Source organism: Polynucleobacter sp. MWH-UH25E (assembly GCF_018687095.1).
In the GTDB taxonomy this organism is placed as follows: Bacteria; Pseudomonadota; Gammaproteobacteria; order Burkholderiales; family Burkholderiaceae; genus Polynucleobacter.
Genome location: NZ_CP061286.1, coordinates 1024329 through 1038011, shown reverse-complemented (window position 1 = coordinate 1038011; position 13683 = coordinate 1024329). Strand labels below are relative to the sequence as shown.

The window sequence follows — 13683 nt, the reverse complement described above, 5'->3', positions numbered from 1 at the left end:
TAGCAAACTGCTCGGGAATTATCTCAAAAAACCCCATTACTCATGAGGCAAAAGGGAAATTAGTTCGGAAGGTCCCTAGAGCGCGCGCCAAACGCCATCTCCTTGATCTTGGAGAGCCTATCCCGCGTGCTGGCTGCCTTCTCAAACTCGAGATTTTTGGCTTCAGCAATCATCTGCTTTTCTAAGCGCTTGATTTCATTGGACAATTCTTTCTCACTCATATCTTCATAGTGAGCCCGCTCTTGCTCAACAGCCATTTCTTGACGTTTCTCTTTGACGTCATAAACGCCATCAATAATGTCCTTAATGCGCTTTTGGACCCCTTTAGGCTCGATGCCATGAGTCTTATTGAAGGCAATTTGTTTGCTGCGACGACGCTCTGTCTCGCCCATCGCCCTACGCATGGAATCAGTCACCTTATCGGCATACAAGATTGCTTTGCCACGAACATTTCGTGCAGCACGACCAATCGTTTGAATAAGGGAGCGCTCGGATCGTAAGAATCCTTCTTTATCTGCGTCCAAGATGGCCACCAAAGATACCTCGGGAATATCCAAGCCCTCTCTTAGCAAGTTAATGCCGACCAAGACATCAAACACACCCAAACGCAGGTCGCGCAAAATTTCAACGCGCTCAACGGTATCAATATCAGAATGCACATAACGCACTTTCACACCATTGTCAGAGAGAAAGTCAGTCAATTGCTCTGCCATACGTTTTGTGAGTACCGTTACTAAAACCCGCTCACCAACTTTGACGCGTTCATGAATTTGACTGAGCAAATCATCAACCTGAGTACTTGCTGGCAATACTTCAATTTCTGGGTCAACCAGACCAGTGGGTCTAGCAACTTGCTCAACGACTTGGCCTTGATGTTGACTTTCGTACTCTGCAGGAGTTGCTGATACGAAAATTGTTTGACGCATCTTGGTTTCAAATTCAGTAAATTTGAGTGGGCGATTATCCATTGCAGATGGCAAGCGAAAACCAAACTCAACCAAAGTATGTTTGCGTGACTTATCGCCGTTATACATGGCATTCAGCTGCCCAATAAGCACGTGACTCTCATCTAAAAACATCAAAGCGTCATTCGGCAAGTAGTCCACCAAGGTAGGTGGGGCCTCGCCTGGCGCCGCTCCCGAAAGGTGGCGAGAGTAGTTCTCAATCCCCTTACAAAACCCAAGCTCATTCAACATTTCTAAATCAAAACGCGTGCGCTGCTCTAGACGCTGCGCCTCAACTAATTTCCCATCCTTAACAAACTCATCCAAGCGAATTCGTAATTCCTCTTTGATCGTTTCAATGGCCTTCAATACCGTTTCTCGAGGAGTCACATAATGCGAACTTGGGTAAACCGTAAAGCGCGGAATTTTTTGGCGAATCTTTCCAGTCAATGGATCAAAAAACTGCAAGCTTTCCACTTCAGCATCAAATAATTCAACTCGCAATGCTAGCTCGTTATGTTCAGCCGGGAAGATATCAATGGTGTCGCCACGCACTCGAAATACACCGCGCTTGAAATCCATTTCGTTGCGCTCATACTGCATAGCAATCAGTCTGGTCAAAATATCGCGCTGACTCATTTTGTCACCAGGTCGCAAAGTCATCACCATACTGTGATAGTCGCCAGGGTTACCAATACCGTAGATCGCGGAAACTGTCGCCACAATCACTACATCGCGACGCTCCAACAAACTTTTAGTCGCCGATAAGCGCATCTGCTCAATGTGTTCATTGATGGAAGAGTCTTTCTCAATAAAGAGGTCACGCTGAGGAACGTAGGCTTCTGGCTGGTAATAGTCGTAGTAGCTTACAAAGTACTCAACGGCGTTTTTAGGAAAAAACTCCCTAAATTCACTATAAAGCTGGGCCGCAAGGGTCTTATTAGGAGCAAAAACAATGGCTGGGCGCCCTGTTCTGGCGATCACATTTGCCATTGTGAAGGTCTTTCCAGACCCAGTGACCCCCAATAAGGTCTGATAGGTCAAACCGTCCTGAACCCCTTCAACTAGGGCATCAATAGCCGCTGGTTGATCACCGGCTGGCGGGAAGGGCTGGTATAGCTGATAAGGAGAGTCAGGAAAGCTGACAAATTTGGCCGGATCGAGCTCATGCCCGGGATTTTCAAGGGAATCCGAGCCAGCTTTTTTCTGAGCCACTTTTGGCTCGTTTTTTGCTTCAGTTTTACTTAACTTTGAGGGCATCTCGGCTATCATTTCACCTGTGAGTTTTCTTCACAGCGAATTTTGTACAAACAATGATTTTGCCGTTTTTATTAAGAAATAGTTAGCTCTGATCACAAAAACAGCCAATTTAGCCTAATTTAACGTCAATTAATAACAAAACTACCCTTAAACCACCATTTTCGATACCAAATGACCCTGTTTGCCTCAGTTCAATTAGCCCCAAAAGACCCTATTTTTGGCCTCACAGAAGCTTATGTTGCCGATCAACGGGCTGACAAAGTAAACCTTGGTGTTGGTGTGTATTACACCGACGAAGGCAAAGTACCTCTTTTGAAGGCAGTTATTAAGGCTGAAGAGGCAATTGTGGCAAAGCATTCTCCACGTAGCTATATCCCGATCGAAGGTCCAAACCCATACAACACTGCGGTGCAAAACCTATTGTTTGGCGCTGATTCAGCATTAATTAAAGATGGCCGAGTAGTTACCGCGGAATGTTTAGGCGGAACTGGCGCATTACGTGTTGGCGCCGACTTTATTAAACGACTGAACTTGAACGCACCTTGCGCAATCAGCAATCCTACCTGGGAAAACCATCGCGGCATTTTTGAATCCGCTGGTTTTGAAGTACTTGAGTACACCTATTTTGACGGCAAAACGCGTGGTGTTGATTTTGACGGCATGGTGAAGTCTCTTGAGTCTTTCCCAAAAAATACTACTGTGCTGTTGCACGCTTGCTGCCACAATCCAACAGGTGCAGACATTACCGAAGCGCAATGGCGTCAAGTCATCGACATCTGCAAAAACAAAGGCTTGATTCCTTTCTTAGATATGGCTTATCAAGGCTTTGCCGATGGTATTGATAAGGACGGTATCGCCGTACGCCTCTTTGCTGAATCTGGCATGTCCTTCTTTGTATCTAGCTCCTTCTCCAAATCCTTCTCACTGTATGGTGAGCGCGTTGGAGCTTTATCCATTGTTACGCAAAGCAAAGACGAGTCCACACGTGTTCTCTCGCAATTGAAGCGCGTCATTCGTACAAACTACTCGAACCCACCGACCCATGGTGCAGCGATTGCTGCGGCTGTTTTGAATTCACCTGAACTTCGTCAACTTTGGGAAGATGAGTTAGCGGAGATGCGTGATCGCATTAAAGCAATGCGACAAGGTTTGGTTCAAAAATTAGCCGCTGCAGGTGTTAAACAAGATTTCGCGTTTATTGAAAAACAGCGCGGCATGTTCTCTTATTCTGGCTTAACCGCTGAACAAGTAGAACGTTTGCAAAAAGAAGATGGCATTTATGCCCTTTCAACTGGACGTATTTGTGTTGCTGCTCTCAATACCAAAAATATTGATAAGGTAGCCAAAGCAATTGCCCGCGTGCTGGCCTAATAAGCCTAAAGCGGTAATCGAGATTTAGAGGAGGTAGCATGCTTTATCAGTTACACGAGTTCCAAAAAGCCTTACTTCAACCAATGAGTTCATGGGCACGCGCTGCTTCTGAGGCATTGATTAATGCAGCCAATCCTGCATCAAAAGTTCCAGGCTCTGAGCGTCTAGCTGCTAGCTATGAACTACTCTATCGTTTAGGCAAGAACTACAAAAAGCCAGAATTCGGCATTCGCTCTGTTATTGCACATGGTCATGAAGTTGCCATCCATGAAATGGTCAAGGTTGCAAAACCATTCTGTAACTTGATCCGTTTCAAGCGCTTCTCCGATGATGTAGAAACGATCAAGAAGTTAAAGGACGACCCATCTGTTTTGATCGTAGCACCACTCTCTGGTCATCATGCCACTTTGCTACGCGATACCGTGCGTACCTTGTTACAAGATCACAAGGTTTACATTACTGACTGGGTTGATGCTCGCAATGTTCCCGTAAGCGAAGGTGAATTTGGCTTAGATGACTACGTTCACTATGTTCAAGAATTTATTCGCTACATCGGCGCAGAAGATTTGCATGTCATTTCTGTTTGCCAACCTACCGTACCTACATTAGGCGCCATTTCATTAATGGCTTCTGCTGGTGAAAAAACTCCTGCCTCAATGATCATGATGGGCGGTCCTATTGATGCTCGTAAGTCACCAACTGCTGTAAACAACTTGGCAGAGCAAAAATCACACGACTGGTTTGAAAGTCACGTGATCTATAAGGTTCCACCAACCTACCCAGGCGCTGGTCGTCGCGTATACCCAGGCTTCTTGCAACACACCGGCTTTATCGCCATGAATCCTCAAAACCATTTGCAATCACATTGGGATTACTTCACTAATCTCGTGCGTGGTGATGAAGAGGATGCTGAAGCGCACATTCGTTTCTATGATGAATACAACGCTGTTCTGGATTTAGATGCGAAGTTCTACCTCGATACGATTAAAACCGTATTCCAGGACTACGCATTGCCAAACGGCACTTGGGAAGTTGCAGGTAAGCTTGTAAAACCAGAAGACATTAAAAAGACTGCCTTACTCACAGTAGAGGGTGAGCTTGACGATATTTCTGGAAGCGGTCAAACACGATCAGCCCATGGTTTATGCGCTGGTATTCCTAAAGAAGCGAAAGCGCATTATGAAGTCGCAGGCGCTGGTCACTACGGCATCTTTGCAGGTCGTCGCTGGCGTGAAAAGGTTTATCCAAAAATTAAATCTTTTATTCGAGAGCATCAGCCGGGAAAACGCAAATCAGGCGCTAATTAATACAATTGAGAGACCTTAGCGTCTCTCATTTAAATTGGGAACTAGCAATTCATGAAGATCAACGAGGTGAAAGAGCTTGCCGATCGCCTAGAGGATCTTCTTCCTCAAACTCAATGCACTAAATGTGGCTACCCAGATTGCAGGGGATATGCCGAAGCCTTAGCCAAAGGTGAAGCGCTTCCTAACCAGTGTCCACCAGGTGGGGTTGAGGGCATCAAAAGGCTGAGCCAAGTATTGGCGCCAATTTATCCACAAGATGCATTTGATTTGCATCCAAGCATCAATCCCGAATGCGGTATTGAGCGCACACGAGCAGTCGCTTTTATTGATCCGCAGAAATGCATCGGCTGCACTCTTTGTATTCAAGCATGTCCCGTAGATGCAATCGTGGGAGCATCCAAGCAAATGCATGTGGTGCTCTCAGACTGGTGCACTGGTTGCGATCTTTGCATTCCGCCATGTCCTGTTGATTGCATCTCCATGATTAATGTCACCGGCGATAAGACTGGTTGGGATGCCTGGAGCGATGATTTAGCCCGGCTTACACGACAGCGCTACCATGATCGCGAACAGCGATTGGATCGCGAGCAAAAAGATAATGATGAGCGCTTGGCAAAGAAGGCAGCTGTTAAATTAGCCGCCGTAAATGCAGAGCAACCCTCCTCAGCAGAAGAAGAAAAAGAGAAAGAGCGCAAGCGCGCAATTATTGCCGCAGCAATTGCGAGGGCCCAGCAAAAATCATGATGAACCCAGAAAAGCGTCGTGCCTTTTTTGAGCAACTCAAAGTAAACAATCCAAAACCTACTACCGAGTTGGAATATAACTCGCCTTTTGAGCTACTCATTGCAGTGCTCCTATCAGCTCAGGCTACCGATGTATCAGTAAACAAGGGTACTCGCAAACTTTTTAAGATTGCCAATACCCCTCAAGCACTGCTAGATCTTGGCGAAGAAGGTGTACGTCCTTATATTCAACATATCGGCCTTTTTAATTCCAAAGGTAGGCATATCCAGGAGACCTGCCGTCTACTGATTGAAAAGCATGGTGGCGAAGTACCGCAAAACAGAGAAGATCTTGAGGCCTTACCAGGCGTTGGTCGAAAAACAGCCAACGTCATTCTCAATACCGCCTTTGGTCAACCGACTATCGCAGTCGATACACACATCTTTCGCGTATCCAATCGCACTGGCTTGGCACCCGGTAAAGACGTTCTGGAAGTAGAGAAGCAATTACTTAAACGAGTTCCAAAAGAGTATCTTCTAGATGCGCATCATTGGCTCATCTTGCATGGTAGATATACTTGCAAAGCGCGAAATCCTGAGTGTGCACAATGTATTGTTGAGCCACTATGTGGATTCAAGCAAAAAACAGCAAAAGGAAAAGTTCGTGGCGCTATTTAATCCCACTCGTGAAGAAGTTAGGCGTTTTTTCTGTGATACCTGGAAGAAAAAAAGTGATGGGCATATTTTGGATTCAATGGAGACACTGGCTAGTGACTGGATAGCGCAGCATCCGGAATATCACGCCCTATTAGCAGACCCAGAGGGAGCCTTATCTCAAGACTACACGCCAGAGCGCGGAGAAACCAATCCCTTCTTGCATCTATCCATGCATCTATCGATTAGCGAACAAATTTCTATCAACCAACCACCTGGCATCAAAGAGATTGCTGAAAAACTGAGTAAGAAACTGGGTTCGGAACATGAAGCCCAGCATCTCATGATGGAATGCTTGGGGCAAGTGATGTGGGAATCACAGAGAGAGGGCAAGCCCCTTAACCCCGAGAATTATCTCGAGGCCCTCAGGAAACTTTGTTAACGCTATACCAAGAATTAAATGGGTTCAAAAAGATGGGTTTTTTGACCATCTTGCGTTTCCTGGAACACTACCCTGACCTTTTGCCCAACTTGAATTGAATCAAAATCGCAATTGGTCAGGTGGGTCAACATAGAAATCCCTTCTTGCAATTTGACATAGGCCATTGCAAAAGGAACCTCTACACCGCGCCTCATTACGGTATAGGAATAGATTTCACCTAACCCTGGCGACTTTACCCAAGTAGTGTCGTCACTGCCACAGTGCGGACAAATAGTGCGCGGATAGTAATGCGACTCTTTGCAAGAATTGCAATACTTGATAAGTAACTCATCCTTCTGCGCAGCCTCGAGGAATGCTTTGTTCTCAGGATTAGCAACAGGACTTGGCAGGCGATGTTCTGGTTGCTTTTGATTTGCCTGGCTCATTGCAATCTCCCCATAATTAATACAGAGGCACCATGACGTGTGCCTAACGCACCTCCAATGCCAGATGCAAGTGCAAACTCCAGATTGGGAACTTGCACAGCTGGATGCGCCTCTCCACGTAACTGCCTAACAGCCTCAATTACTTTAGTCATACCACCGCGGTTTGCCGGATGATTGTTACATAGGCCGCCACCATCAGTATTAAATGCCAATTTTCCTTTTCCAGAAATGAGTTGGCCACCCTCGACAAACTTACCGCCTTCACCCTTTTTACAAAATCCGAGATCCTCCAGCTGAATCAATACGGTAATAGTGAAGCTGTCATAGATTGAGGCATAACGAATTTGCTCTGGCGTCAACTTTGCCTCCTTAAATGCCAAAGGCGCTGCCCAAGCAAGACCCGAGTAGGTTAGATCGACCTTGCCACCCATTTGACCCTTGGTTGTTTCACCGGCACCCATCATGGTAACCACAGGCTTTTTTAAAGTCTTAGCAATGTCAGGATGAACCACCACCAACGCGCCACCGCTATCAGTGACTACACAGCAATCAGCACGATGTAGTGGATCCGCAATCATCGGTGAATTCAGCACATCTTCCACAGTTAATACATCCTTCAAAGCAGCATTCGGATTATGTTGCGCATGATGGGATGCCGCAACCTTAATCCAGGCCAGTTGCTCACTCGTAGTCCCAAACTCATACATGTGACGCATCGCGCACATCGCATAGGTATTTAATGGTGCCGGTGAATAGGGTTTCTCAAAAGCAAAGTCGGGAGCGCTGGCCCATTGACTACGCACTTGTGTACCACTCGATCCTTCAGACTTTGGGCGACCTGCCAAAGTAATGAGCGCCACCTTGCATTGACCAGCGGCGATAGCACGAGCAGCGTGATTAACGTGCGTTAAGTAGGATGATCCGCCGGTATCAGTAGAGTCAAGATAAGTTAATTTCTTTAAACCTAGGTAGTCAGCCATAGACACCGGACCCATTCCCGGTGCATCACCAGCACAAAAATATCCATCTACATCATCTAAAGTGAGCCCTGCATCTTGCAAGGCACCTCGAGCAACTTCAGCATGCAACTGAGCCACCGTATGATTTGGTGCGACCCTTAGCGGATGCTCATAAATGCCCGCTATACAGGCATCGTACTTATTAGCAGCAAATGACATGAATGTTTAACGCCTTTCTACATCTTTTGATGAATTAATCAATCGTAATTTGAGACTGTGCAATTAATTTACGCCACTTCTCAATTTCAGCCTTAATGAAAGCCGAGAACTGCTCAGGCGTTCCCGGCATTGGGTCAGCTCCCTGCGCAATTAACTTATCTTTAAATTTTGGATCGGCCAGAATACCCTGCAGCTCTTTATTAATTCGATTACGAATCTCTACTGGTAAATTTGCTGGCGCCACCAAACCATACCAAGTAGCCATGTCATAACCGGGAAGCCCAGATTCAGCTATCGTCGGAATGTTTGGCGCTGCCGCCGATCGTTTTGCAGTGGTAACACCAAGTGCTCTTAAGCTGCCTGACTTTACATGCGGTAACCCACTTGGCAGGTTTGGAAAACTCATATCGACCTGCCCTGAAATGACATCAGGCATAGCACTACCGGTACCTTTATACGGCACATGAATCATGTCGATCTTAGCCATCTTTTCAAACAACACTGCTGATAGATGAACAGATGTACCGCTACCGCTAGAAGCAAAAGTGAGCTTACCTGGATTGGCTTTCCCTGCCGCAATTAATTCACTAACGGATTTATAAGGGGAGTTTGCGGGGACGATCAAGATATTAGGCGCTGAAAACACACCACCTATTGCTGTGAAATCTTTTACAGGATCATAAGGAAGATTTTTATAGAGCGAAGCATTTACAGCATGGCCAATTGAAGGGAAATATAAAACATAACCATCCGGTGCTGAACGTGCAACATACTCAGCGGCGATATTGCCGTTTGCGCCTGCTTTATTTTCAACCACAACAGGCTGGCCTAGTCTGACTGAAAGCCCCTCCGCCAATGCTCGCCCAACTGTATCTGCGGAACCTCCAGGAGAAAATCCCACAATCAAGTGAATTGGCTTACTTGGGTAATCCATTTTGCTCTGAGCACAAACGATTCCAGAAACTAGCCAAGTAGTAAGAATGATTATTGATTTGAGACGCACCTTCATTTATTGTGCCGAACCCTGAATCATTGGTACGCCACTCAAAGATTGCAACTCTTCAAAACTAAGACCATCGACCCAATCTACTGCAACGAGACCTTGAGGCGTAACAGCGATTGTTGCCAAATCGGTATAAATACAGTCAACAGCAGCCAAAGCAGTCAAAGGATATGTGCACTCTTTAGCCAATTTGGACTCACCGGATTTAGTGAGATGCTCCATCATGACAAATAACTTCTTGGCACCCAAAGCCAAATCCATTGCGCCACCAACTGCTGGGATAGCTTTTGGATCGCCGGTACGCCAATTTGCGATATCGCCCTTTATTGAAACCTGAAAGGCGCCTAAGACACAAATATCAATATGACCTCCACGAATCATCACAAAAGAATCTGCATGATGACAAAGTGATGCGCCCGGCAACATGGTTACCGGCTGCTTGCCAGCATTCACTAACTCCTCATCAATCTCATGATCTTTTGCAAGTGGCCCCATGCCAAGCAACCCATTCTCGGAGTGCAAGAGAATCTCTTTATCCGAAGGCAGGTAATTAGAAATGGTCATCGGTTGACCAATACCCAAGTTAACATGTGCACCGTCAGGAATATCTTGAACGATCCGCTTGGCAATATCCGCTGTTGTGCGTTTTTTGACTTTGGAGAGATCAATCATGATTTGCCTCCTACCAGCACAATACGTTTCACAAAAATTCCAGGGGTGACGATTACTTCAGGATCAAGCTGACCTAGTTCCACGACTTCATTCACTTGCGCAATGGTGCAACGCGCAGCAGTTGCCATAATGGGACCGAAGTTACGACCTGTGCGGTGATAAGTTAAATTACCCCAACGATCCCCCCTGTCGGCCTTAATGAGCGCATAGTCCGCCTTAATCGCTGTTTCAAAAATATGATCAATGCCATCGATAACACGCGTATCTTTTCCTTTAGCCAACTCTGTGCCAAAACCGGTAGGCGTATAGAAGCCACCAATTCCAGCACCACCAGCACGTATCCGCTCGGCTAGAGTACCTTGCGGAACTAACTCAAGCTCAATTTTTCCATCGCGATACAGGTCATCGAAAGCACCAGATTCTGGCTGGCGAGGAAATGAGCAAACTACTTTTTTAACCTGACCATTGCCAATTAACTTGGCAATACCGATTCCTGAATTTCCGGCATTGTTGCTGATGATGGTGAGATTCTTGGCGCCCTGCTCCGCAAGTGCGTCTAATAAATAAATTGGTAGACCCGCCCCACCAAAACCGGAAACTAAAATGGTTGAGCCATCAGATATATCCTGGACGGCCTGCGCCACGCCAGGAATGATTTTGTTTATCACTACTTGTCTCCATCTATTTTTATTATGGGTGCTGCTTTTCAGCTTTGCGCTGATTTTCTATTAATTTAATACATTTGCGAAATCGCATCCCGAATAATGGCGGGCAGCCTCTTGGCGAGCGCTCTTCTAGACTCAAGCGCCGTTTTTGAACCCTCTCTCACCTTGGCAGACCACGGTGAACCCGGGAAATACGCGTCATCCTGGTAACGGGGAATCACATGCCAGTGAATATGAGGAACCATATTGCCCAAGGTTGCGAGATTGACCTTATGCGGCTCCATTACCTCACGAATAACCTCTTCAACAGCAAACACTAGAGACATGATGTGCTCACGCTCACCATAAGTGAGATCAGACATCTCCGGAACATGGCGATTCCAGATGACCCGACAAAACCCCGGTAAATCTGGATCATTCACCATAATCACTCGGCAGTCGTCACCACGCCAAACTAACTCACCCTCTTCGGGCTTGAGCTCATCCTTACAAAGTGTGCAATTGGTCATGCAATGAATGTATACGAAAACGGCATCTAAGTCACCTTTGTGAGGTAATTTAGATGCCGCGGCAGTAAGGGTGTTACTGCTACTACAGACTACTTAGGGATTCTTAGTGGAACTGCTCTTCTTCAGTAGAACCAGTCAATGCTGTAACAGATGACTTGCCACCTTGAATAACAGTTGTTACATCATCAAAGTAACCTGTGCCAACTTCTTGCTGATGTGATACGAATGTGTATCCACGATCACGAGCAGCAAATTCTGGCTCTTGTACTTTCTCAACATAAGCAGTCATGCCACGCTTGGAGTAATCTTGCGCCAAGTCGTACATGTTGTACCACATAGAGTGAATACCAGCGAGAGTAATGAACTGATACTTGTAACCCATTGCACCCAACTCACGTTGGAATTTCGCAATCGTTGCATCATCCAAGTTCTTCTTCCAGTTAAATGATGGTGAGCAGTTGTATGCCAACATCTTGCCTGGGAACTTCGCACGAATTGCTTCAGCGAATTGACGCGCAAAATCCAAATCAGGCGTACCAGTTTCACACCAAACCATATCAGCATATTCAGCGTAAGCCAATCCACGTGAAATCGCTTGATCTAAACCTTTACGAGTCTTGTAGAAACCTTCTGCAGTGCGCTCACCAGTTAAGAATGGCTTGTCGTTTTCATCGTAATCAGATGTCAACAAATCAGCAGCTTCAGCATCGGTACGAGCCAAGATAATTGTTGGAACACCCATTACGTCGGCAGCCAAACGGGCTGCGATCAATTTCTGTACAGACTCACCTGTTGGCAACAATACCTTGCCACCCAAGTGACCGCACTTCTTCACAGAAGAGAGTTGGTCTTCAAAGTGAACGCCAGCAGCACCTTGTTTGATCAATGCTTTTGCCAATTCAAAAGCGTTCAATACACCACCGAAACCGGCTTCCGCATCAGCAACGATTGGCGCATAGTAGTCGATATAACCTGCATCGCCAGGGCCAATACCTTTAGCAGTTTGAATTTCATCGGCACGTTGGAACGAGTTGTTAATACGCTCAACCATCTTTGGAACAGAATCAACTGGATACAAAGATTGATCTGGGTACATCGCTGCATATGAGTTACCGTCAGCAGCTACTTGCCAACCAGATAAGTAAATCGCTTGAATACCAGCTTTAACCTGTTGCATTGCTTGACCACCAGTCAATGCACCTAAGCAATTTACATATGCTTCGTTATTCACAAGATCCCACAATTTTTCAGCGCCGTGCTTTGCCAATGTGTGCTCAATCATTAATGAGCCGCGAAGACGTACAACATCCTCTGCCGTATAGCCACGTTTGATGCCTTTCCAACGTGGATTGGTATCCCAATCCTTCTGAATTGCTGCGATTTCAGCTTTGCGATCTGCCATGTTTTTCTCCCTAAGTTAAACAAGTAATTCAAAAATTCGAAGAACCTTAAGAACTGATTTAAGTCTTATGTCTTATATAAGAGTTTAGAGAGATATCAAAAGCAGGCAAGATCAATTTCAATCTTTTTTAAAAATATTTAACCTTTAATTTTCAGTTACTTATGAAATTATTTCCGCAATGCGGAATGTATGTCCGCCCTACGAAATCAGAAGGGTAACGCTATGCTGCAGTGCATTTTACGCAGTGTAATGAAGTTTCATATTATGAAAAATAAAGACGCTGTGGATTGTCACAAAGTATCCGATTGCGCTGCTGCTCGTCGGGAGCGTATAAAGCCAAGCTTTCTAGCATTTGGGACACTCGCGGCATGATCCCCCAGTTTGCAACATGCGGCCAATCAGATCCCCATACACATCTATCTGGTGAGGCAGCAATTAATGCTTTGGCATAAGGCACTACATCCAAATATGGAGGTGGTTCATCGGTTAAACGATATGCGCCTGAAACTTTTACCCATGCTCTTTCTTTTACTAAATCCAGCAAGGCGCGAAATCCAGATGAATGTAATCCAACGGATGTGCGTAAATAACCCATATGATCAATAACTAAAGTTGACTGCAACTTTTGCATGCGTGGCATCAAACCAGGCAAATCATTTGCATCTAATAAGAATTGAATATGCCAACCCCAATCCTTGGCAAGCGCATCACACTCTTCCAGCTTTGAGATATCTAAACCACCGCCAGAGAACATCAAATTCATACGGATGCCGACAACACCAACATCTTTCATTCTTTGGTAATAAGCATCCGACTGATTGAGCAAGGGTACAGCGACACCACGCAAGCGTTTAGGATGATTCTCAAGCACCCTCAACATGGGTTCGTTATCCTGACCATTCACACTCACTTGAATGAGAACCCCATAGGTCATACCGACCTCATCAAGCATACGAATATATTGCTCTTCCGTTGCTTCTGGTGATGTATACGAGCGATCGGGCACAAAGCTCGCTGCGCTAATCACATGCGCATGCGTATCCACCGCGCCATGTGGCAGCTTAAAAGAAAAAGGACCGCTCTGATGTTCAGGCGGTCCAGGGCAAAACGGAATATCTACTGCAGACAC

General features: G+C 45.8%; 14 protein-coding genes. 5 read left to right on the top strand and 9 right to left on the bottom strand.

Annotated features, from left to right (window positions below; all coding sequences use genetic code 11):
* Window positions 1–59: 59 nt before the first annotated feature.
* The gene (gene uvrB, locus ICV39_RS05520) at window positions 60–2216 is read right to left on the bottom strand and encodes an excinuclease ABC subunit UvrB (RefSeq protein ID WP_251372631.1); all 2157 of its coding nucleotides are present in this window, start codon (window positions 2214–2216) and stop codon (window positions 60–62) included.
* Window positions 2217–2375: 159 nt separating this feature from the next.
* Here uvrB and ICV39_RS05515 point away from each other — a divergent pair, with 159 nt between their 5' ends.
* The 5 genes from ICV39_RS05515 to ICV39_RS05495 are packed head-to-tail and all read left to right on the top strand — an operon-like array spanning window position 2376 to window position 6700.
* A complete protein-coding gene (locus ICV39_RS05515) occupies window positions 2376–3575 on the top strand; it encodes an amino acid aminotransferase (RefSeq protein WP_215389163.1) in 1200 nt (399 codons plus the stop codon).
* Between the two features lie 38 nt (window positions 3576–3613).
* Window positions 3614–4882: a polyhydroxyalkanoate depolymerase gene (locus tag ICV39_RS05510; protein WP_215389162.1), complete on the top strand. Its 1269-nt coding sequence runs from the start codon at window positions 3614–3616 to the stop codon at window positions 4880–4882.
* Window positions 4883–4933: 51 nt separating this feature from the next.
* Entirely contained in the window at window positions 4934–5626 is a 693-nt protein-coding gene (gene rsxB, locus ICV39_RS05505; RefSeq protein WP_215389161.1) for an electron transport complex subunit RsxB, read from the top strand.
* Entirely contained in the window at window positions 5626–6282 is a 657-nt protein-coding gene (nth, locus tag ICV39_RS05500) for an endonuclease III (protein ID WP_215390899.1), read from the top strand. The genes rsxB and nth overlap by 1 nt, the downstream gene beginning before the upstream one ends.
* Window positions 6269–6700, top strand: coding sequence for a DUF1841 family protein (locus tag ICV39_RS05495; protein ID WP_251372630.1), 432 nt, complete (start codon window positions 6269–6271; stop codon window positions 6698–6700). The genes nth and ICV39_RS05495 overlap by 14 nt, the downstream gene beginning before the upstream one ends.
* A 14-nt stretch (window positions 6701–6714) precedes the next feature.
* Here the strand turns inward: ICV39_RS05495 and ICV39_RS05490 are convergent, their stop codons facing one another.
* From ICV39_RS05490 to ICV39_RS05455, 8 genes are all read right to left on the bottom strand, one after another.
* Window positions 6715–7125 (bottom strand): Zn-ribbon domain-containing OB-fold protein, encoded by a 411-nt coding sequence (locus ICV39_RS05490; RefSeq protein ID WP_215389159.1) that lies wholly within the window; start codon window positions 7123–7125, stop codon window positions 6715–6717.
* Window positions 7122–8303, bottom strand: a complete 1182-nt coding sequence (locus ICV39_RS05485) for a thiolase domain-containing protein (protein WP_215389158.1) — start codon at window positions 8301–8303, stop codon at window positions 7122–7124. Before ICV39_RS05485 ends, ICV39_RS05490 begins: the two co-directional genes overlap by 4 nt.
* Window positions 8304–8337: 34 nt before the next feature.
* Window positions 8338–9312 (bottom strand): tripartite tricarboxylate transporter substrate binding protein, encoded by a 975-nt coding sequence (locus ICV39_RS05480; RefSeq protein WP_215389157.1) that lies wholly within the window; start codon window positions 9310–9312, stop codon window positions 8338–8340.
* Window positions 9313–9978, bottom strand: coding sequence for a 3-oxoacid CoA-transferase subunit B (locus ICV39_RS05475; protein WP_215389156.1), 666 nt, complete (start codon window positions 9976–9978; stop codon window positions 9313–9315).
* Complete coding sequence (locus tag ICV39_RS05470; protein ID WP_215389155.1) at window positions 9975–10646, bottom strand: 3-oxoacid CoA-transferase subunit A; 672 nt, start codon at window positions 10644–10646, stop codon at window positions 9975–9977. Before ICV39_RS05470 ends, ICV39_RS05475 begins: the two co-directional genes overlap by 4 nt.
* A gap of 65 nt (window positions 10647–10711) precedes the next feature.
* On the bottom strand, window positions 10712–11152 hold the full coding sequence (locus ICV39_RS05465) for an HIT family protein (protein WP_215389154.1): 441 nt from the start codon (window positions 11150–11152) through the stop codon (window positions 10712–10714).
* A gap of 103 nt (window positions 11153–11255) precedes the next feature.
* Window positions 11256–12554 carry an isocitrate lyase gene (aceA, locus tag ICV39_RS05460; RefSeq protein ID WP_173956193.1) on the bottom strand — a complete coding sequence of 433 codons (1299 nt, stop codon included), beginning with the start codon at window positions 12552–12554 and terminating at the stop codon, window positions 11256–11258.
* A 262-nt stretch (window positions 12555–12816) separates the two neighbouring features.
* Window positions 12817–13683, bottom strand: a complete 867-nt coding sequence (locus ICV39_RS05455) for an amidohydrolase (protein ID WP_251372629.1) — start codon at window positions 13681–13683, stop codon at window positions 12817–12819.

Excerpts from the sequence above, each read along its gene's own strand:
- ICV39_RS05510 (WP_215389162.1), top strand. The coding sequence starts at position 3,614 with ATGCTTTATCAGTTACACGAGTTCCAAAAAGCCTTACTTCAACCAATG.
- rsxB (WP_215389161.1), top strand. The coding sequence starts at position 4,934 with ATGAAGATCAACGAGGTGAAAGAGCTTGCCGATCGCCTAGAGGATCTT.
- uvrB (WP_251372631.1), bottom strand. The coding sequence starts at position 2,216 with ATGATAGCCGAGATGCCCTCAAAGTTAAGTAAAACTGAAGCAAAAAAC.
- ICV39_RS05480 (WP_215389157.1), bottom strand. The coding sequence starts at position 9,312 with ATGAAGGTGCGTCTCAAATCAATAATCATTCTTACTACTTGGCTAGTT.
- nth (WP_215390899.1), top strand. The coding sequence starts at position 5,626 with ATGAACCCAGAAAAGCGTCGTGCCTTTTTTGAGCAACTCAAAGTAAAC.
- ICV39_RS05485 (WP_215389158.1), bottom strand. The coding sequence starts at position 8,303 with ATGTCATTTGCTGCTAATAAGTACGATGCCTGTATAGCGGGCATTTAT.
- aceA (WP_173956193.1), bottom strand. The coding sequence starts at position 12,554 with ATGGCAGATCGCAAAGCTGAAATCGCAGCAATTCAGAAGGATTGGGAT.
- ICV39_RS05465 (WP_215389154.1), bottom strand. The coding sequence starts at position 11,152 with ATGACCAATTGCACACTTTGTAAGGATGAGCTCAAGCCCGAAGAGGGT.
- ICV39_RS05475 (WP_215389156.1), bottom strand. The coding sequence starts at position 9,978 with ATGATTGATCTCTCCAAAGTCAAAAAACGCACAACAGCGGATATTGCC.
- ICV39_RS05515 (WP_215389163.1), top strand. The coding sequence starts at position 2,376 with ATGACCCTGTTTGCCTCAGTTCAATTAGCCCCAAAAGACCCTATTTTT.
- ICV39_RS05490 (WP_215389159.1), bottom strand. The coding sequence starts at position 7,125 with ATGAGCCAGGCAAATCAAAAGCAACCAGAACATCGCCTGCCAAGTCCT.